Below are 19,326 nucleotides of genomic sequence, written 5' to 3'. Positions count from 1 at the left end.
CACTTTTACCTTGCTGGCAAACCTTGGGTTGCCGCTGGCGAAGCAATCTTGAATAATTGTCAATTGAGAATTATTTGCAGATAATCATGGCTCCCATCTCTGTTGGACATCCCCGCATTCTTTCCATCGAAAACGACCTCGTGCTGGGTGCTGATGTCCGTGAGTATCTGGGGGGCTGTGGTTTTCAAGTGACTGGGTGTCGGAACGGGCAGGAAGGGCTGGCCATTGCCCGGCAGCAGGCTTTCGATCTCGTGCTGATGGATATTCTGCTGCCAGGGTTGAATGGTCTGTCGGTACTGACAGCGCTGCGCAAAAGCCTTTCAACCCCGGTATTGCTGATGTCGGCGCTCGGTGCCGAGTCGGATCGCATCAACGGCTTTCGCCTGGGCGCCGATGATTATTTGCCCAAGCCGTTCAGCATGGCGGAGTTGCGGGTGCGCATCGAAGCCATCCTGCGACGCGTGGCACTTGATCGCCGTCCAGCGCCGGCACCGATTGCAGCTTCGGCGCACACCCTGCGTTTTGATGATGAACGCTGTGACGTCTGTTATGGCCAGCATGCTGCCGGCCTGACCCGCAGCGAGTACCGATTGCTGGAAACGCTGAATCGCAACGGTGATGAAGTCTTGAGCAAGGCGTTCCTTTATCAGCATGTGCTGCGACGCGGTTATGCGGCCCACGACCGTAGCCTGGACATGCACATCAGCCAGATCCGTCGAAAACTCAAAGACATCGGCTACGCCGAGCGGGAAGTGCGCACGGTGTGGGGCAAAGGTTATGTATTGAGTGCCGCCGATGAAATGGTCTGACCTGCCCATGCAGCGATTGGTTGGGGACACCCTGCAACTGGCCGGACTCGACACCGAGCGTACACCCCCTGCCCGGCGAGGCATCTCTGGCTGGAGGATCAGATCAGGGTGGCGGCGTGACAGGCCGATCTGGAGCGGATTTTCCTGCCGTTCAGGACGCCTCGTTTCTACCGGGGCGGCCTCCATCTCATCGTCGCGAGTGTTCGGCAATCCGTTCCGCCCGGGAACACCCCACCCTTATTCCCATAAGCCATAAGCACCACACTTTGCGTGATATGGCCTGCGCACGTTTGCCGGTATGATAGGCGCCCCCGCAGTCTGGATTGCGAATACGCCATGACCTTGCAGTACCCAACCATCGCCGATTGCGTCGGCAACACTCCGCTGGTCCGTTTGCAGCGCCTGCCTGGCGCCACCAGCAACACCCTTTTGCTCAAGCTCGAAGGGAATAACCCGGCGGGTTCGGTCAAGGACCGTCCGGCGCTGTCGATGATCACCCGTGCCGAATTGCGCGGGCAGATCCACGTCGGCGATACGCTGATTGAAGCGACCTCGGGCAACACCGGGATCGCGCTGGCGATGGCCGCCGCGATCAAGGGTTACAAAATGATCCTGATCATGCCGGACAACTCCAGCGCCGAGCGCAAAGCCGCGATGACGGCGTATGGCGCCGAGTTGATTCTGGTCACCCAGGAAGAAGGCATGGAAGGCGCCCGCGACCTCGCCCAGCGTATGGAAGCCGAAGGCCGTGGCAAGGTGCTGGATCAGTTCGCCAACGGGGACAACCCGGAAGCGCACTACACCACCACCGGCCCGGAAATCTGGCGCCAGACCGAGGGCACCATCACCCATTTCGTCAGTTCGATGGGCACCACCGGCACCATCATGGGCGTTTCACGCTACTTGAAAGAGCGGAACGAAAACGTGCAGATCATCGGCCTGCAACCGATGGAAGGCTCGGCCATTCCGGGCATCCGTCGCTGGCCGCAGGAATACCTGCCGAAGATTTACCAGGCCGATCGCGTGGACCGGATCGTCGACATGGCGCAAAGCGAAGCCGAAGACGTGACCCGTCGTCTGGCGCGCGAAGAAGGCATCTTCTGCGGCGTCTCCTCGGGCGGTGCCGTGGCCGCGATGCTGCGCTTGTCTAAAGAAGTTGAAAACGCGGTGATCGTCGCGATCATTTGCGACCGTGGCGACCGTTATTTGTCGACCGGCATTTTCGACGCGCCAAACTGATGGCCAAGCAAGAGAGAGGCCTGCGCTTCCAGCCCACCGGCGGCAGCAAGGCCCCGCAAATTCCGACCGGCAAAAAGCAGCGCTTGAGCATCGAGCGCCTGGCCAATGACGGTCGTGGAATCGCGTTTTTCGAAGGTCGCACCTGGTTCGTCATCGGCGCATTGGCCGGTGAAGAAGTCGAGGCGCGCGTGTTGGGCGCTCACGGCAAAGTGGTCGAGGCGCGCACCGAACGGGTGTTCCAGGCCAGTGAACTGCGTCGTCCGGCACCGTGCCCGCATGCCGCTCGCTGTGGCGGTTGCAGCGTGCAGCACCTGCCGCACAATGATCAACTCGCGCTGAAACAGCGCATGCTCGCCGAGCAACTGTCGAAGGTCGCCGGTGTCGACCCCGAAGAGTGGGCAGCGCCGTTGAGCGGTCCGGAATTCGGCTACCGTCGTCGCGCCCGCATCGCGGTGCGCTGGGACATGAAAGCTAAAAAACTCGAGGTCGGTTTCCGCGCGGCAGGCAGTCAGGACATCGTTGCGATCAACGAGTGCCCAGTGCTGGTGCAGCCCTTGCAGCCGATCATGACCCACCTGCCGGAAATGCTCCGCCGCTTGAGCAAGCCTCAGGCGCTGGGTCATGTGGAGTTGTTCAGCGGCTCATCGCGGGCGGTATTGCTGCGGCACATGACGCCGTTGTCTGAAGCCGACATGACGATCCTCAAGGATTTCTGCGCTGTCCACGACGCCCAATTGTGGCTGCACGGTGATGGCGAACCGCAACCGGTCGAGGCCGATCAGTCGCTGGGCTATCGACTCGAGCAATGGGATCTGGACCTGGCGTACCGGCCGGGTGACTTCATCCAGGTCAACGCCGGGGTCAACGAGACAATGATTGCCCAGGCGCTGGACTGGCTGAAACCGGCAGCCGATGATCGCGTTCTCGATCTATTCTGTGGGTTGGGTAACTTCGCTCTACCGCTGGCCAAAGCGGTTCGTGAAGTCGTGGCGGTTGAAGGTGTGCAAGCGATGGTCGAGCGGGCTGCGGCGAACGCCGCTAGCAACAATCTGCATAACGCACGGTTTTTTCAGGCCGATTTATCAAAGCCTTTGACCGATGCCGAATGGGCCCGCGAAGGCTTTTCTGCGGTACTCTTGGACCCACCGCGTGACGGTGCTTTCGAGGCCGTGCGCAAACTGGCATCCCTGGGTGCCAAACGGTTGGTGTACGTGTCGTGCAACCCTGCAACGCTGGCGCGCGATACGGTTGAATTGGTCAAGCAGGGCTACCGGTTAAAACGTGCCGGGATTCTCGATATGTTTCCTCAGACGGCGCATGTCGAGGCCATGGCGTTATTTGAAGCGAGCTAGGAAGGCTCGTCTGGTCCGACTGGCCCGTCCGTGCAGCCGCGCACCAGCCCCGCGTGGGCTCACGGGCAACGAAGGTCAGCGATTTTGACGCATTGAATCTGCGTCGTAGGGAAGGTAAGCAAGATGGTACAGGTGAGAGCACACCAGCCGATCAACACCGACGGCAGTATCAATCTCGAGGCTTGGCTCGATCACGCGGTCAGTGTCGATCCGGCACTGGATCGCGAAGCCTTGAAAGACGCGTGCGAGTTCGCTCGTACCTCCGAACAACAAGCCAATGCGGCGAAGAACCTGTGGTCTGAAGGGACTTCGAGTTTTCGTACGGGCCTTGAGATCGCCGAGATTCTCGCCGACCTCAAACTCGATCAGGATTCGTTGGTCGCAGCGGTCCTGTACCGTGGCGTGCGCGAAGGCCAGATTGAATTGCCGGCGGTCAGCCAGCGCTTCGGTCCGGTTGTCGCCAAACTGATCGATGGCGTACTGCGCATGGCGGCGATCAGCGCCAGCCTCAGCCCCCGCCAATCCCTGGTACTGGGTACTCAGGGCCAGGTGGAAAACCTGCGCAAAATGCTGGTGGCCATGGTCGACGACGTGCGCGTCGCGCTGATCAAGCTGGCGGAGCGCACCTGCGCGATCCGTGCGGTGAAAACTGCCGACGACGAGAAGCGCAATCGCGTGGCCCGTGAAGTCTTCGACATCTATGCGCCGCTTGCCCACCGTCTCGGTATCGGTCACATCAAGTGGGAGCTGGAGGATCTGTCCTTCCGTTACCTAGAGCCCGATCAGTACAAGCAGATTGCCAAGTTGCTGCACGAGCGGCGCCTGGATCGCGAGCGTTTCATCGCCGATGTGATGAGCCAGTTGAAGAATGAGCTGACCGCCACTGGCGTCGATGCCGACATCAGCGGCCGGGCCAAACACATCTATTCGATCTGGCGCAAAATGCAACGCAAAGGTCTGGAGTTCAGCCAGATCTACGACGTGCGCGCCGTCCGCGTGCTGGTGCCGGAAATGCGCGACTGCTACACCGCGCTCGGCATCGTCCACACCTTGTGGCGGCACATCCCGAAAGAGTTCGACGACTACATCGCCAACCCCAAAGAGAACGGCTACCGCTCTTTGCACACGGCAGTGATCGGGCCTGAGGGCAAGGTGCTGGAAGTGCAGATCCGCACCCACGCCATGCACGAAGAAGCCGAGCTGGGGGTTTGTGCGCACTGGCGTTACAAAGGTACCGACGTCAAATCCGGCTCCAATCACTACGAAGAGAAAATCTCCTGGCTGCGGCAGGTGCTCGAGTGGCACGAAGAGCTGGGCGACATTGGTGGTCTGGCTGAACAACTGCGGGTCGATATCGAACCGGACCGGGTCTACATCTTCACCCCGGACGGTCACGCGATCGACTTGCCCAAAGGCGCGACGCCGCTGGACTTCGCCTACCGCGTGCACACTGAAATCGGTCACAACTGCCGCGGCGCCAAGATCAACGGGCGGATCGTGCCGCTCAACTACAGCCTGCAAACCGGTGAACAGGTCGAGATCATCACCAGCAAGCACGGCACTCCGAGCCGCGACTGGCTGAACTCGAACCTGGGGTACGTCACCACCTCGCGAGCGCGGGCGAAGATTGTTCACTGGTTCAAACTGCAGGCTCGGGATCAGAACGTCGCAGCCGGTAAAAACCTGCTCGAACGCGAACTCAATCGCCTCGGTCTGCCGGCGGTGGATTTCGACAAGCTGGCCGAAAAGGCCAACATGAAGACTGCCGAGGACATGTTCGCCGCACTCGGTGCCGGCGATTTGCGCCTGGCGCAATTGGTCAACCTGGCGCAGCAACTGGTCGAACCGGAACGCGGCAGCGAACAACTGGAATTGATCCCGCGCAAAGCTACCGGTTACAAACCGGGCAAGCGCGGCGATATCCAGATCCAGGGCGTCGGCAACCTGATGACCCAGATGGCGGGCTGCTGTCAGCCGCTACCGGGGGATGCGATCGTTGGCTACATCACCCAGGGCCGCGGTGTGAGCATTCACCGTCAGGACTGCGCCTCGGTGTTGCAACTGGGCGGGCGCGAGCCGGAGCGGATCATCCAGGTCAGCTGGGGCCCGGTGCCGGTGCTCACCTATCCTGTGGACATCATCATCCGTGCCTACGACCGGTCCGGATTGCTGCGAGACGTTTCCCAGGTATTGCTCAACGAGCGAATCAACGTGCTGGCGGTCAACACCCGCTCGAACAAGGAGGACAACACAGCGCTGATGTCCCTGACCATCGAGATTCCGGGGCTGGATGCATTGGGTCGTTTGCTGGGACGGATTTCCCAGTTGCCGAACATCATTGAAGCCCGGCGTAACCGTACGCCATAAGACGGAGCGCTTTACTGTAGGAGAGAGCTTGCTCGCGAAGAGCTAGAGGGCAACGCGTTCATCCAGACTGCACGCGTCATCGTTAACGTCCATCGCGAGCACGCTCGCTCCTACACAGAGCGCAAAGAGACTGATTGATGTATTCACTTGAAGATCTGTTGCACCTGATGAACCGACTGCGCGATCCGCAGTTCGGCTGTCCGTGGGACATCAAGCAAACCTACGCCACCATCGTCCCGCACACCCTTGAAGAAGCCTACGAAGTCGCCGACGCCATCGAGCGCGGTGACTTCGATCACTTGCAGGGTGAGTTGGGCGATCTGCTGTTCCAGGTGGTTTATTACAGCCAAATGGCCAGGGAAGAAGGGCGCTTCGAATTCGCCGGCGTCGTCGACAGCATTACTCGCAAGCTGATCCGCCGTCATCCCCACGTGTTCCCCACCGGTGATCTCTATGCATCGCTCGATGTCCCGCATCTGAGCGAAGAACAGGTCAAGCAACGCTGGGAAGAGATCAAGGCTGAAGAACGCGCCGAGAAATCATCCGCACCGCAGCAGTTGTCGTTGCTCGACGACGTACCCGCGGCGCTGCCGGCACTGTCTCGGTCAGCCAAATTGCAGAAGCGGGCAGGGCAGGTCGGTTTCGACTGGCCGGACGCTTTGCCGGTGCTGGATAAGGTCCGCGAAGAGCTCGACGAAGTGCTCGAAGCCATGGCCGATAACGACTCGGTAGCGATTGCCGATGAGGTTGGGGATCTGCTGTTTTCAGTGGTCAATCTGGCGCGTCATCTCAAGGTCGATCCGGAAACTGCACTGCGTGGAGCCAACAGCAAGTTCGAAAGACGCTTCCGTTTTATCGAACAGGCATTGCGCGACACCCACCGTCCCATAGAAGATTGCACCCTTGAAGAATTGGACGCCTTGTGGGGCGAAGCCAAACGTCAGGAAAAGAATTTGCCCAGCTGCGGTTGAGCAGTGGCCTAAGTGAGAAATAAGCACCATGAGCATTTCCCTTCGCGACCAGTTACTCAAAGCAGGACTGGTCAACCAAAAGCAGGCTAAGCAGGTCGGCAAAGAGAAGCAGAAACAACAGCGCCTGGTTCATAAAGGCCAGATCGAACAGGACGATACCCAACAGCGCCTGGCCCAGGAAGCGATGGCGGAAAAGGTCAAGCGTGACCAGGAACTCAACCGTCAGCAGCAGGAGAAGGCTGAGGCCAAGGCTCGCGCTGCACAGGTCAAGCAGTTGATCGAAGTCTCGCGTCTGCCAAAGCTGACGACCGAGGACTACTACAACTTCGTCGACGACAAGAAGGTCAAGCGCCTCTGCGTCAACACGCTGATGCGCAATAAGCTCAGCAACGGTTCGCTGGCGATCGTGCACCATGCCGGCGGCTACGAAGTGATCCCGCGTGAAGCGGCCCTGAAGATCCAGGAGCGCGATCCACAGCGTATCGTGCAGTTGAACGTGCAGACTGAAGAAGCGGCTGCTGAAGACGATCCGTACGCGGCTTATCAGATCCCGGACGATCTGATGTGGTAAGCCGTTAGCGGCTACAACAACGACAAACCCCGCTCATGGCGGGGTTTGTCGTTTTCAATGCTGTGGTTGCTCAGGCTCCGCGCCTAGGTTCCGTGCCTAAGCTCCGCGCCTAGGCGGAAAGTAACTCACGTTTCTGCTCCAGTGTTTCCAGTTCGGCTTTGTAGTTGTGCGCGTCAATCTCGGAGTGGAACATCCCGACCAACAGGTCCTGTTGATGCACGTCCCAGATACGGATACCGGCGGCTACGCCTTCATGAGACATATGTGAATCGTCGCGTTCAGTTACTTTTACAGTCATCTGCTAGCTCCAATCTCAGTTACCTGCACCAAGGCATGTGCAGGACTCTGTTATATGTTTTGTTAGCTTGCTAAGTAAATGGCCGGATTTGGCAATGAACAATTGCGAATTTTGCAAAAGTGCTGCAGCCCGCCAAACACGCGACATTTGGTCGCAGGGCGCTGTGTTGTATGACAAAAGCTTCATGTTCGCGAAAAAGAAATTTGCTACGGACTCACAATTTGTAGCAGCTGGCGAAGCCTGCGTTCGGCGACGAAGTCGTCGTAAATCCTGCGAATTTGGTTTACCTGACACACCGGTGTGCCACCTTCACGACGACTTCGTCGCCGAACGCAGGCTTCGCCAGCTGCTACAGGGAGCTGCGTGGAAGTCATTTTTCAGGCACAAAAAAACGCCCCGAACGAGTCGGGGCGTTTTTGTGTGCTGCGTAGCGGCGGGGTATTACTTACCCTGCCAGCGCTTCAGTACCAACGTAGCGTTGGTGCCACCGAAGCCGAAGCTGTTGCTCATCACGGTGTTGATGGTGGCGTCTTCGCGAGTCTTGGTCAGGATCGGCATGTCGGCCACTTCCGGGTCCAGTTCTTCGATGTTGGCGGAGCCCGCCATGAAGTTGCCTTCCATCATCAGCATGCAGTAGATCGCTTCGTGAACGCCGGCGGCGCCCAGGGAGTGACCCGACAGGCTCTTGGTGGAGCTGATGGCCGGTGCCTTGTCGCCGAACACTTGACGCACACCTTTCATTTCCGCGACGTCGCCGACCGGGGTCGAGGTGCCGTGGGTGTTCAGGTAGTCGATCGGAGTATCAACGGTGGACATGGCCATCTGCATGCAGCGGATGGCGCCTTCGCCGCTTGGCGCAACCATGTCGTAGCCGTCGGACGTCGCGCCGTAGCCAACGATTTCCGCGTAGATCTTCGCGCCGCGAGCCAGAGCGTGTTCCAGCTCTTCGACCACGACCATGCCGCCACCGCCGGCGATGACGAAACCGTCACGCTTGGCGTCGTAGGCACGGGAAGCTTTTTCCGGGGTTTCGTTGTACTGGCTGGACAGAGCGCCCATGGCGTCGAACAGGAACGATTGGCTCCAATGCTCTTCTTCACCGCCGCCGGCGAACACGATGTCCTGCTTGCCCATCTGGATCTGTTCCATGGCGGTACCGATGCAGTGAGCACTGGTGGCACAGGCAGAAGCGATGGAGTAGTTCAGGCCCTTGATCTTGAACGGGGTGGCCAGGCAAGCGGAAACGGTGCTGCTCATGGTCCGCGTGACGCGGTATGGGCCAACACGCTTCACGCCTTTCTCGCGCAGGATGTCCAGCGCTTCCATCTGGTTCAGCGTGGAGGCACCACCGGAACCGGCGATCAGGCCGGTACGCGGGTTGGAGACTTGCTCATCGGTCAGGCCGGAGTCTGCGATGGCGTCTTTCATGGCCAGGTAGGCGTAAGCCGCCGCGTGGCCAACGAAGCGATAGATCTTGCGATCGATCAGCTCTTCGAGGGGAAGGTCAATGGAGCCGGAAACCTGGCTACGCAGACCCATTTCAGCATATTCCGGGTTGAACCGGATGCCAGGGCGGCTTGCACGCAGGTTAGCGGAGACGGTCTCTTTGTCATTGCCCAGGCACGAAACGATGCCCAGACCAGTGATAACGACGCGGCGCATGCGGATAACCCTTAGAAGTTGTCAGTGGAGGTGAAAACGCCGACCCGAAGGCCTTCGGCGGTGTAGATCTCGCGGCCGTCGACAGTGACCGAACCATCGGCGATGGCCAGGTTCAGCTTGCCCTTCAGCACGCGCTTGATCTGAATGTTATAGGTGACTTTCTTGGCCGTCGGCAGAACCTGGCCAAAGAATTTCACTTCGCCCGAACCCAGCGCACGGCCACGGCCCGGCAGGCCTTGCCAGCCCAGGAAGAAGCCGACCAGTTGCCACATGGCGTCGAGGCCCAGGCAACCTGGCATCACCGGATCACCTTCGAAGTGGCAGGCGAAAAACCACAGGTCCGGAGTGATATCCAGCTCGGCGACCAATTCACCTTTGCCGTACTTGCCACCCTCGGCACTGATATGGGTGATGCGATCCACCATCAGCATGTTCGGGGCGGGCAGTTGTGCGTTACCTGGGCCGAACAGCTCGCCGCGACTGCAGCGCAGCAGGTCTTCCCGAGTAAAGGCGTTTTGTTGGGTCATGCGAGCTCCTCAATAGTCCCATGCGGCAGGGTGGGGCGAATCTTCCCGGCCGATCGAAGCGTTCATGCCTCGAGTCAGCAGCCTACTCATAGACTATTGCGTTGTGGTGAAAGTCACAGCACCAAGGACATGAATGTACACTTGTGCACTGAAATTATTATTCAAGCCCGTTTTCGGGCCTGTTCGGGTGCCTAAGACTGCCGCACTTTCGCCTTTCACGCCAGTCGCAGATGGTCGAAAGGCCTGCACTACTGCACCCAGCGCTGCAAAATTTGCTGCAGATCATTACGTTTGAAGGGCTTGGCCAGGTAATCGTTCATTCCCGCCGCCAAGCAGGCTTCGCGGTCGCCCTGCAAGGCATTGGCGGTCAGGGCGATGATTGGCACGTCTGCACAGCCGGGCAGCTGTCGGATCTGCCTTGTCGCTTCGTAGCCGTCGATAATCGGCAGGCGGCAGTCCATCAGGATCGCTTCGAAAATCAGACTCTCGGCACTGCGCACTGCTTGCGCACCATCGTTGGCGACGCTGACAGTAAAGCCCAAACTGCGCAACATTGCTTCGATGACTGTCTGATTGACCGGGTTGTCTTCGACCAGCAGCACATTGCGCCCTTCACCAACACCGTTGCCGGTCTGTGCGCGCGGCACCCGTACCGGCAGCGTTTGTTTATAGAGTGCCAGCGGGATTTCCAGGGTGAACACCGAGCCGCGACCTTCTTCGCTCTGAGCACGCAAGGTCCCGCCCATTCGTTCGGCCAGTGTACGGGCAATCGGCAGGCCCAGGCCGGTGCCGCCGTAACGCCTCGAAATCGAGCTGTCGGCCTGCTGGAACGCGTTGAACATCAATTCCAGGCTTTCGGGCGAGATACCGATTCCGCTGTCGCGCACGGTGCAGGTAAACCAAAGAAGTTCATGATCCAGCGACTGCCACTGCGGCTCGATGGTGACGAGCCCCTCTTCAGTGAATTTCAGCGCGTTGCCGACCAGGTTCACCAGAATTTGCCGGATCCGTGTCGGGTCGCCCTGTACCTGCAACGCGCGCATGTCTTCAGGGACACGCAGTTGCAGGTCGAGCCCGCGTTGTGCGGCGCTGTGCTGGAAGGACTGGGCACAACTGCTGATCAGGTCCACGAGGTTGAACGGGATGTGTTCAAGCTCCAGTTCCGAGCGCTCGATGCGTGAAAAGTCGAGTATGTCGTTGATGACTTTGAGCAAGTGTTCGGTGGATTCCGAGGCCAGCGCCGCGTATTCGAGCTGCTCCTCGGTCATGTTGGTGGTTTCCAGCAATTGCAGCATGCCGAGCACGCCATTCATCGGCGTGCGCAATTCGTGGCTCATCATCGCGAGGAAATCGGACTTGGCGTTGTTGGCTTTTTCCGCCTCTTCGTGGGTCCTGATCAATTGTGCCATCGCCTGATGCTGCTCGCGACTCGCTTGTTCGAGACCTTGGGCGAGGTTATTGATGTGTTGCGACAGCGCACCCAGCTCGGTGTCATCGACAATCGGCAGCGGGGTTTTGTAGTCACCCTCTTGAATCGCCTTGACCGCGTTGCCGATATCGCGGATCGGTTGCGACAGGCTGCCGGCCAGGCGCCGAGCCACGAGGAATGTAAACAGCAAGGCGAACAGCGCCAGGATGCCGGCCTTGAGCAGGATTTCCTGCTGTCGCTGACTGAACGCGTCGCTGGACAGGCCAACGATCACTCGCCCCAGGTAATCCCCGGCGGGCGCATTGCCAGTGACTTTGCTGTTCTGGAAAAAATCATTTTGCAGCGGGATACGTTGCAACCGCACCGGGGCCTGGAACACTTCGACCTGTTGCGAGCGGTCGTGGGTTTGCGACGGCTGCTCGACGTACACCAAACTCCGGTTGGCGCTGTCCTGCACTTCCAGAAATCGCACATTGGGCGTGGCCAGGGTAGCCTTGAGCAAACTGTCGAGTACTTCATTGTTACCCGAGATCACCCCGTATTCGGTGGCGGGTGCCAGTTGATTGGCGATCAGCTGACCGGTGTGGTTGAGTTCCTGACGCAGGTCCTGGATCCGCACGAAGGTGAAGAAGCTGATCAACAGCAACGTCAGCAACAGGGCCGGGCCGAGGCTGATGATTTGGGTACGGGTATTGATATCCCAGCGGCGCCGGAAGGTCATTGGCGGCGTTCCCCTTCGTTCAACTGTGTGGCGAGAGACGCTTCATTCGTTTGTTCAATCCCTAATGAACGAGCTACTTGTGCGTTGCTCAGGACTTTGAAGTGGTGCGGGTAACGCGCGCGCGGCCAGGTGTCGGGTGGTCGGTCGAGCAGTTCGTTGAGAATCGCCAGCCAATCGCTCTGATCGCTGTAGGTGCTGGCCAGACTGCCCGCCTTGACGAACCCGGCGTTGGGGCCGATCAGCGCCCGTTGCTGCACGTAGCTGCTGAGCAGCAGATTTTTCGCGGTTTTCGGGTTGTACAGGTCGGGATCGTCGAGACCCAGTAACACGTCGCTGTTTTTCAACAGGTGCTGCAACGGTCGACTGTCATTGGTGTTGTCCCAGCGTTCGGTGACGATTTCAAAGCCCAAGGGCCGGGCGGCTTGACGCAATTCTTTCAAGAGGAATTCGCTGTGGCTGTCGTACAGCACACCGATCCGTCGGACCTGCGGCAACAGGAGTCGCGTCAGGCGCAATTGCCGGCCCAATTGCGGATCGCTCCAGAGCAGACTGAAGTGTTGGGGCTGGGCAGCCCCCATATGCTGGCGGGCTTGCAGGCGACTGATGCGCAACACCAGCGTCGCCGGGCCCTGGTTGTCTTGCAGGCGCCAGTCGAGGCTTGGCAGGTCAAGCAAAATCAAGCGGCTGCTGGCGGGTAGTTTGTCCGGAGTCGGCAGGCTGAGCAGTGACTGGAAGCGCACGCTGTCGGCCGGACGCAAGTCGCCCAGGGCCTTGGCGAAAGACCGCACCCCGGGGCCGTCTTCGGCGCCGATCAGCAGGATGTCCGCGGCGTCTGTCGGCAGGCTGCTCAGTAAGCCGGCAAACATAAGGCACAGCATGGCCAGCAGGCGGCCAAAGATTGGCGTCCTCCATGACGAATAACGCATCTTAGAGCGCCCGTTCCACGCTGGAGCGTTGCGCAAGCATACCGGCCAGTGCCAGTGGCGAGCGGGTTGAAGGAGAGCCAAGAGACACAACGCAGCCTTGATCGCGATTAACTGGTGCGCATGTTAACCGAGACGGTCGACTTTTCCAGTCACGATGCCGGCATTTTCCTCGGTTTTGTTGGTCTTCTTTCTACACGTGCCGGTAATTGACGCGGGGGCTGGCCGCCACTGGGCCGCTCCGTATAATGCCGACATCGCCACTGGTATGGATTAACGGATTGCATATGACTGAACAGCGCCCAATTGCGGTCCTGGGAGGCGGAAGTTTTGGTACCGCCGTGGCTAATTTGCTGGCCGAGAACGGGCATCAGGTCCTGCAGTGGATGCGTGATCCTGAGCAGGCCGAGTTTATTCGGGTCAATCGCGAGAACCCGCGCTACCTCAAAGGCATCAAGATTCTTCCGGGCGTGGAGCCGGTCACTGACTTGCAAGCCACGCTGGACACCTGCGAGCTGTGTTTCGTTGCGCTGCCGTCCAGCGCGTTGCGCTCGGTATTGATGCCGCACGCGGACCGTTTGAGCGGCAAGCTGCTGGTGAGCCTGACCAAGGGCATCGAAGCCCACACGTTCAAGCTGATGAGCGAAATTCTCGAAGAAATCGCCCCGCAAGCGCGCATCGGCGTGCTGTCCGGGCCGAACCTGGCGCGTGAAATCGCTGAGCACGCGCTGACCGCCACGGTGGTCGCCAGCGAAGACGAGGAACTCTGCCAGCGCGTCCAGGCCGCGTTGCATGGCCGCACCTTTCGCGTTTATGCCAGCGCCGACCGCTTCGGCGTGGAGTTGGGCGGGGCCCTGAAGAACGTCTACGCGATCATCGCTGGCATGGCGGTGGCACTGGGCATGGGCGAGAACACCAAAAGCATGTTGATCACCCGGGCGCTGGCGGAAATGACCCGCTTTGCGGTCAATCAGGGCGCCAACCCGATGACCTTCCTCGGCCTGGCCGGTGTGGGCGATCTGATCGTCACCTGTTCGTCGCCGAAAAGCCGTAATTATCAGGTCGGGTTCGCCCTCGGTCAGGGCTTGAGCCTGGAAGAGGCGGTGACACGTCTGGGCGAAGTCGCCGAAGGCGTGAACACTCTCAAAGTGCTGAAGGCCAAGGCTCAGGAGGTTGGCGTGTACATGCCGCTGGTCGCCGGGCTGCACGCGATCCTGTTCGAAGGGCGCACGCTTAATCAGGTGATTGAACTGTTGATGCGCGGCGAACCGAAAACCGATGTCGACTTTATTTCCACCAGCGGTTTCAACTGAGCACGCTCCCATAAGGAGCAGGAGAGCGAGACATGAACGATCCGAAAACAGAAGCCAAGTACGAATCCATCCTGCTGCGGGTGTTGTGGATGATCGTCTTCGTGCTGGTCTGGCAGGTGGCGCAATTCATCCTTGGCGCAGTGGTGCTGGTGCAGTTGATCTATCGTTTGATCTATGGCGCCCCGAGCGCCAGCCTGATGAACTTCGGCGACAGCCTGAGTCAGTTCCTGGCACAGATCGGGCGTTTCGGCAGTTTCCACAGCGACCAGAAACCCTGGCCGTTCGCCGACTGGCCGACGCCGCGTACGCCGGAAGGTGAAGCGCCGCACGTTGTGGCGCCCGCCCCGCATCCGGCCCGAGATGAGGAACCCAAGCTATGAAACTCTGGGTATTGCGTCATGGTGAAGCCGAGCCTTATGGCTCGCGTCCAGACTCCGAACGGGCATTGACGCCCCACGGTTGCGAAGAAGTGCTGCGCAGCGCCGCCGAGCTGATCGGCCAGCCGATCACGGCTATCTACGCCAGCCCTTACCAGCGAGCGCAGCAGACCGCGCAGCTGGTGCGAGAAGCCCTCGGTTTCGAGCCGGACATTCGCACCGTCGAATGGCTGACCCCCGACAACCGTCCGCAAGCGGTGGCTGAGCAATTGGTGTCCGTGGACTACGCGTTGCTGGTCAGCCATAACCCGTTGGTGGGCAACCTCCTGGGTTATTTGCAGCACGGTCATGTACAGGACCCGGAAACGGTGAAAACCGCCAGCCTTGCCGAGCTTGAAGGTGACGGCCCGGTGGCCGGCGCGATGAAGCTCAACGGCATCAAACACCCTTAAAAGCAAAAGATCGCAGCCTCGTTGCACTCGACAGCTCCTACAAGGATTGCGCATTACCCTGTAGGAGCTGTCGAGTGCAACGAGGCTGCGATCTTTTGATCCTGCTTTTTGCCCTCAAATAATTAACCAAGCAACTGCTCGGTTGACTACGCTTGCTCCAGACCAAAAAAACAGGAGCGAGTCGTATGTCTGCAGCGTTGCGTTTGCCGCTGGACGTCTTCTATGAGCGGGAAGCCCGTCATCCCCGCCAGCGCTTTCTGGTCCAGCCCACGGGGGGTGGACAGGTCGAGACGCTGACCTGGGAAGACGTCGGTCATCAGGCCCGTTGCGCTGCGCACTGGCTGCGAGCACGAGAACTGCCTCAAGGTAGCCACATCGCCTTGATCTCGAAAAACTGTGCCCACTGGATCATCGCCGACCTGGCAATCTGGATGGCCGGGCATGTCTCGGTGCCGCTGTACCCGAACCTGACAGCCGAGTCCGTGGCGCAAGTGCTCGAACATTCCGACGCCGTGCTTGTCTTCATCGGCAAACTCGATGACTGGTCTGGCATGTCCCGTGGGGTCAAGCCGGAACTGCCCACCATCAGCCTGCCGTTGCATCCGCCAGGCCGCTTCGATTTCAGCTGGGCCGACCTGCAGCGCAACTCGCCGATCCAGGACGATCCGAAACCCGCCGCCGATCAATTGGCGACCATCATTTATACTTCCGGCACGACTGGCCTGCCCAAGGGAGTGATGCACAGCTTCGGTAATCTGGGGTTTGCCGCCAGCCGTGGCACGCAACTTTTCGGCCTCAACGAGTCGGATCGATTGCTGTCCTACCTGCCACTGTGCCATGTCGCCGAGCGAATGTTCGTCGAACTGGCGTCGATCTACAGCGGGCAAACGGTGTTTTTTGCCGAGAGCCTCGATACCTTCCTCACCGATTTGCAGCGTGCACGGCCCACCGCATTGTTTGGCGTGCCGCGGATCTGGACCAAGTTCCAGATGGGCGTCTACAGCAAGATCCCGGCAAAGCGCCTCGACTTTTTGCTCGGCCTGCCGATCATCGGCGAGCGGGTTGGACACAAAGTCCTTGCCGGGCTTGGGCTCGACGCCTTGCGCATTGCCTTGTCCGGCGCGGCGCCGGTTCCGCAGACCTTGTTGCTGTGGTATCGCAAGCTGGGGCTGGATGTGCTGGAGGTCTACGGCATGACCGAAAGCTGCGGCTATTCGCATGTTGGCCTGCCGGGCCAGAACAAGCCGGGCTGGATCGGCAAGCCTTGCCCGGACGTCGAGGTTCGGATCGCCGAGTCCGGCGAGGTCATGGTGCGCAGCGGCGCGACCATGCTCGGGTATTTCAAGGAACCTGAAAAAACCGCCGAAACCATCACCGAGGATGGCTTCCTGCGTACCGGTGACAAGGGCGAGGAAGACGCCGAAGGCAACCTGCGCCTGACCGGGCGGCTGAAAGAAATCTTCAAGACCAGCAAAGGCAAATACGTGGCTCCCGCGCCCATCGAAAATCGGCTGGCGGTGCATTCGCGGATCGAGCAGGTCTGCGTGGTTGGCGATGGGTTGAGTGCGCCGTTGGGCTTGTGCGTGCTTTCGGCGGTCGGCCAGCAGGACGCGGGCGCAAAGGCACGCGCCGGCCTGCACTCGAGCCTGGAAAAACTGCTGGAGGAGGTTAACGGCGCCCTCGACAAGCATGAACGCTTGCGGCGGCTGGTGGTGGTCAAGGACAGTTGGGCAGTGGAAAACGGCTTTCTGACGCCGACCCTGAAGATCAAGCGCAATATGATCGAAGCCGCTTACGGGGCCCGGTTCGAAGAATGGAGCGAGCGCAGCGAAGCAGTCGTGTGGCAGGATTGAGTCACCAACAACACCAACCAAGGAAATTGGCGATGAGTCTGTGGCGAACCCTTCCCAACATCGAGCAGTTGAACGCGATCCAGAAAAACACCATCGGTGAAGTGCTGGATATTCGCTTTGAAGCTTTCGACGAGGCCTCCCTGACCGCGAGCATGGTCATCGATCACCGCACCCATCAGCCTTATGGCTTGCTGCATGGTGGTGCCTCGGTGGTGCTCGCCGAAACGGTCGGCTCGATGGCCAGCTACCTGTGTATCGATACCAGCAAGTTTTATTGCGTAGGCCTGGAAATCAATGCCAACCATTTGCGCGGATTGCGCAGCGGACGGGTAACGGCGGTGGCCACGGCGATTCACATTGGTCGCACCACGCATGTCTGGGATATCCGCTTGACCAGCGACGAGGGCAAGGCCAGTTGCGTGTCGCGGTTGACCATGGCGGTGGTGCCGTTGGGTGAGAATCCACCACTGCGTTGAGCAATGACTCGCTCTGTGTAGCAGCCGGACGCAGGCTGCGTTCGGCTGCGTGTAGGAGCGAGCTTGCTCGCGAAAGACCTGAGAGCGACACGTTTATCCAACATGAACGCGTTATCGTTAACGTATTTCGCGAGCAAGCTCGCTCCTACAGCCGGACGCAGGCTGCGCCAGCTGCTACAAGGATGGGTATCCCCCTGACCGGACTGTCATCATTCCTGGCAGTTACGGTCATTGCTGTAGGGCGTTGTCTTACGGACAATCAACGCTCGTTTTCGTTGATGGATCGACCGGTATGTCGCAACAGATATTTTTCGCCCACGCCAATGGATTTCCTTCGGGCACCTACGGCAAGTTGTTCGCGGCGCTGGCGCCCGAGTATCAGGTGACACATCTGGAACAGCATGCCCATGACCCGCGTTTTCCGGCGGATGACAATTGGCACAATTTGGTGGACGAGCTGATTCATCATCTTGAGCAGCAGCCTGAGCCCGTGTGGGGCGTTGGCCACTCCTTCGGTGGCGTATTGCACCTGCACGCGGCGTTGCGTTGCCCCGAACTGTACCGCGGCGTGGTGATGCTCGATTCGCCGGTGCTGACCCGTACCGATCAGTGGGTCATCCGCGCGGCCAAGCGTTTTGGTTTTATCGACCGCCTGACCCCGGCTGGCCGCACGCTGGGGCGACGCGAAGAGTTCGCCGATCTGGAGGCTGCGCGAGTATATTTCGCCGGTAAGACCCTGTTTCGTGGCTTCGATCCGGAGTGCTTCGACGCCTACCTGCAACACGGTTTGCACACAGTGGGCGACAAGCTGCGCCTGCGTTTCGACCCGGCCACCGAAATCAGCATTTACCGCGGTGTGCCCCATACCAGCCCGGGTCGCGCACGGCAGTTGAAAGTGCCGTTGGCGGTGGTGCGCGGGCATAAAAGTCGCGTGGTCATGCGCCATCACGCCCGTACGGTCGGGCGTATGCCGCAGGGCGAATCCCTGAGCATGCCCGGTGGGCACATGTTTCCCCTCGAGCGACCACAGGACACAGCCACGCTGCTGAAGAACCTGTTCAGCCGCTGGGAAAGTCGTCGTCAGCAGGAATGCGTATGAGCCATGTCGTTGAAGAAGTTCGCCTGAGCCTGCCGCACATCGAGTTGGCGGCGCACTTGTTCGGCCCTGAAGACGGCCTGCCGGTGATCGCCTTGCATGGCTGGCTGGACAACGCCAACAGCTTTGCCCGGTTGGCGCCAAAGCTCAAAGGCTTGCGCATCATCGCGCTGGACATGGCCGGTCACGGCCACTCCGGGCATCGCCCACCCGGTGCCGGTTATGCCATGTGGGACTACGCCCACGACGTATTGCAGGTCGCCGAACAGCTTGGGCTAAAGCGTTTTGCGCTGATGGGGCACTCCATGGGCGCGATCGCTTCGTTGATCATCGCCGGCTCGCTGCCCGAGCGTGTGACGCATCTAGCCTTGATCGACGGCATCATCCCTCCTACAGACAAAGGCGAAAACGCTGCCGAGCGTATGGGCATGGCCCTGCAAGCGCAACTGGATCTGCGCGAGAAGCGCAAACCCGTCTACAACACACTGGACCGCGCCATCGAGGCGAGAATGCAAGGTCTGGTAGCGGTCAGTCGCGAAGCCGCCGAACTCCTGGCCCAGCGCGGTTTGATGCCAGTGCCGGGCGGTTACACCTGGCGCACCGACAACCGTCTCACGCTGCCATCGCCGCTACGTCTTACCACCGAGCAGGCCATGGCCTTCGTCCAGCGGGTCAGTTGTCCTGCGTTGCTGGTGGTTGCAGCTGACGGCATGCTCGCCAAACATCCTGAGTTGTTGGAGCGTCTACCCTTTAGCCGTGAACAGCTGCCTGGCGGCCATCATTTGCACCTGAATGATGAATCCGGTGCCGACCTTGTCGCAGACTGTTTCAATCGGTTCTTCGCCGCTCCTTGACTTGCGCCGGGCAACTGTCGAGGCTGGGCGGGTTGA

The 19,326-nt window shown here is 59.8% G+C and carries 18 protein-coding genes; 13 read left to right on the top strand and 5 right to left on the bottom strand.

Annotated elements, in window-relative coordinates; genetic code table 11:
- Positions 1–86 precede the first annotated feature (86 nt).
- The 6 genes from AC1MDT_RS15150 to AC1MDT_RS15125 all read left to right on the top strand — a co-directional run bounded on the left by AC1MDT_RS15150 (position 87) and on the right by AC1MDT_RS15125 (position 7,309).
- Positions 87–809 (top strand): response regulator transcription factor, encoded by a 723-nt coding sequence (locus AC1MDT_RS15150; protein ID WP_480417925.1) that lies wholly within the window; start codon positions 87–89, stop codon positions 807–809.
- Between the two features lie 336 nt (positions 810–1,145).
- Entirely contained in the window at positions 1,146–2,048 is a 903-nt protein-coding gene (gene cysM, locus AC1MDT_RS15145) for a cysteine synthase CysM (protein ID WP_480417924.1), read from the top strand.
- Positions 2,048–3,400 (top strand): 23S rRNA (uracil(1939)-C(5))-methyltransferase RlmD, encoded by a 1,353-nt coding sequence (gene rlmD, locus AC1MDT_RS15140; protein WP_480417923.1) that lies wholly within the window; start codon positions 2,048–2,050, stop codon positions 3,398–3,400. Before cysM ends, rlmD begins: the two co-directional genes overlap by 1 nt.
- 123 nt (positions 3,401–3,523) lie before the next feature.
- Positions 3,524–5,767 carry a GTP diphosphokinase gene (relA, locus tag AC1MDT_RS15135; protein ID WP_480417922.1) on the top strand — a complete coding sequence of 748 codons (2,244 nt, stop codon included), beginning with the start codon at positions 3,524–3,526 and terminating at the stop codon, positions 5,765–5,767.
- A 137-nt stretch (positions 5,768–5,904) separates the two neighbouring features.
- Positions 5,905–6,738 carry a nucleoside triphosphate pyrophosphohydrolase gene (gene mazG / locus AC1MDT_RS15130; protein ID WP_480417921.1) on the top strand — a complete coding sequence of 278 codons (834 nt, stop codon included), beginning with the start codon at positions 5,905–5,907 and terminating at the stop codon, positions 6,736–6,738.
- 28 nt (positions 6,739–6,766) lie between these two features.
- Positions 6,767–7,309, top strand: a complete 543-nt coding sequence (locus AC1MDT_RS15125) for a DUF2058 domain-containing protein (RefSeq protein WP_480417920.1) — start codon at positions 6,767–6,769, stop codon at positions 7,307–7,309.
- Between the two features lie 109 nt (positions 7,310–7,418).
- Here the strand turns inward: AC1MDT_RS15125 and AC1MDT_RS15120 are convergent, their stop codons facing one another.
- The 5 genes from AC1MDT_RS15120 to AC1MDT_RS15100 form a co-directional block, all read right to left on the bottom strand.
- Complete coding sequence (locus tag AC1MDT_RS15120) at positions 7,419–7,607, bottom strand: hypothetical protein (protein ID WP_480417919.1); 189 nt, start codon at positions 7,605–7,607, stop codon at positions 7,419–7,421.
- A 441-nt stretch (positions 7,608–8,048) separates the two neighbouring features.
- On the bottom strand, positions 8,049–9,269 hold the full coding sequence (fabB, locus tag AC1MDT_RS15115) for a beta-ketoacyl-ACP synthase I (protein ID WP_480417917.1): 1,221 nt from the start codon (positions 9,267–9,269) through the stop codon (positions 8,049–8,051).
- 11 nt (positions 9,270–9,280) lie between these two features.
- Positions 9,281–9,796: a 3-hydroxyacyl-[acyl-carrier-protein] dehydratase FabA gene (fabA, locus tag AC1MDT_RS15110; protein ID WP_201113965.1), complete on the bottom strand. Its 516-nt coding sequence runs from the start codon at positions 9,794–9,796 to the stop codon at positions 9,281–9,283.
- A gap of 248 nt (positions 9,797–10,044) precedes the next feature.
- Complete coding sequence (locus tag AC1MDT_RS15105; protein ID WP_480417916.1) at positions 10,045–11,946, bottom strand: ATP-binding protein; 1,902 nt, start codon at positions 11,944–11,946, stop codon at positions 10,045–10,047.
- Complete coding sequence (locus AC1MDT_RS15100; RefSeq protein ID WP_480417915.1) at positions 11,943–12,872, bottom strand: ABC transporter substrate-binding protein; 930 nt, start codon at positions 12,870–12,872, stop codon at positions 11,943–11,945. The genes AC1MDT_RS15105 and AC1MDT_RS15100 overlap by 4 nt, the downstream gene beginning before the upstream one ends.
- Before the next feature lie 284 nt (positions 12,873–13,156).
- Between AC1MDT_RS15100 and AC1MDT_RS15095 the strand changes: the two genes are divergently transcribed.
- The 7 genes from AC1MDT_RS15095 to AC1MDT_RS15065 all read left to right on the top strand — a co-directional run bounded on the left by AC1MDT_RS15095 (position 13,157) and on the right by AC1MDT_RS15065 (position 19,290).
- Positions 13,157–14,182, top strand: a complete 1,026-nt coding sequence (locus AC1MDT_RS15095) for an NAD(P)H-dependent glycerol-3-phosphate dehydrogenase (RefSeq protein WP_480417914.1) — start codon at positions 13,157–13,159, stop codon at positions 14,180–14,182.
- 32 nt (positions 14,183–14,214) lie between these two features.
- On the top strand, positions 14,215–14,562 hold the full coding sequence (locus AC1MDT_RS15090; RefSeq protein WP_285433910.1) for a DUF4389 domain-containing protein: 348 nt from the start codon (positions 14,215–14,217) through the stop codon (positions 14,560–14,562).
- Complete coding sequence (sixA, locus tag AC1MDT_RS15085; RefSeq protein ID WP_480417913.1) at positions 14,559–15,011, top strand: phosphohistidine phosphatase SixA; 453 nt, start codon at positions 14,559–14,561, stop codon at positions 15,009–15,011. Before AC1MDT_RS15090 ends, sixA begins: the two co-directional genes overlap by 4 nt.
- 185 nt (positions 15,012–15,196) lie before the next feature.
- Positions 15,197–16,864: an AMP-binding protein gene (locus AC1MDT_RS15080; protein WP_480417912.1), complete on the top strand. Its 1,668-nt coding sequence runs from the start codon at positions 15,197–15,199 to the stop codon at positions 16,862–16,864.
- 32 nt (positions 16,865–16,896) lie between these two features.
- On the top strand, positions 16,897–17,340 hold the full coding sequence (locus AC1MDT_RS15075; RefSeq protein ID WP_480417911.1) for a hotdog fold thioesterase: 444 nt from the start codon (positions 16,897–16,899) through the stop codon (positions 17,338–17,340).
- A gap of 292 nt (positions 17,341–17,632) precedes the next feature.
- Entirely contained in the window at positions 17,633–18,439 is an 807-nt protein-coding gene (locus AC1MDT_RS15070) for an alpha/beta fold hydrolase (protein ID WP_480417910.1), read from the top strand.
- Entirely contained in the window at positions 18,436–19,290 is an 855-nt protein-coding gene (locus AC1MDT_RS15065; RefSeq protein WP_480417909.1) for an alpha/beta hydrolase, read from the top strand. The genes AC1MDT_RS15070 and AC1MDT_RS15065 overlap by 4 nt, the downstream gene beginning before the upstream one ends.
- Positions 19,291–19,326: the final 36 nt, after the last annotated feature.

The sequence above is a fragment of the Pseudomonas sp. ASL7 genome (assembly GCF_056680375.1).
The sequence above is the reverse complement of the archived record's forward strand: the minus strand, read 5'-3'. Positions and strand labels throughout refer to the sequence as shown.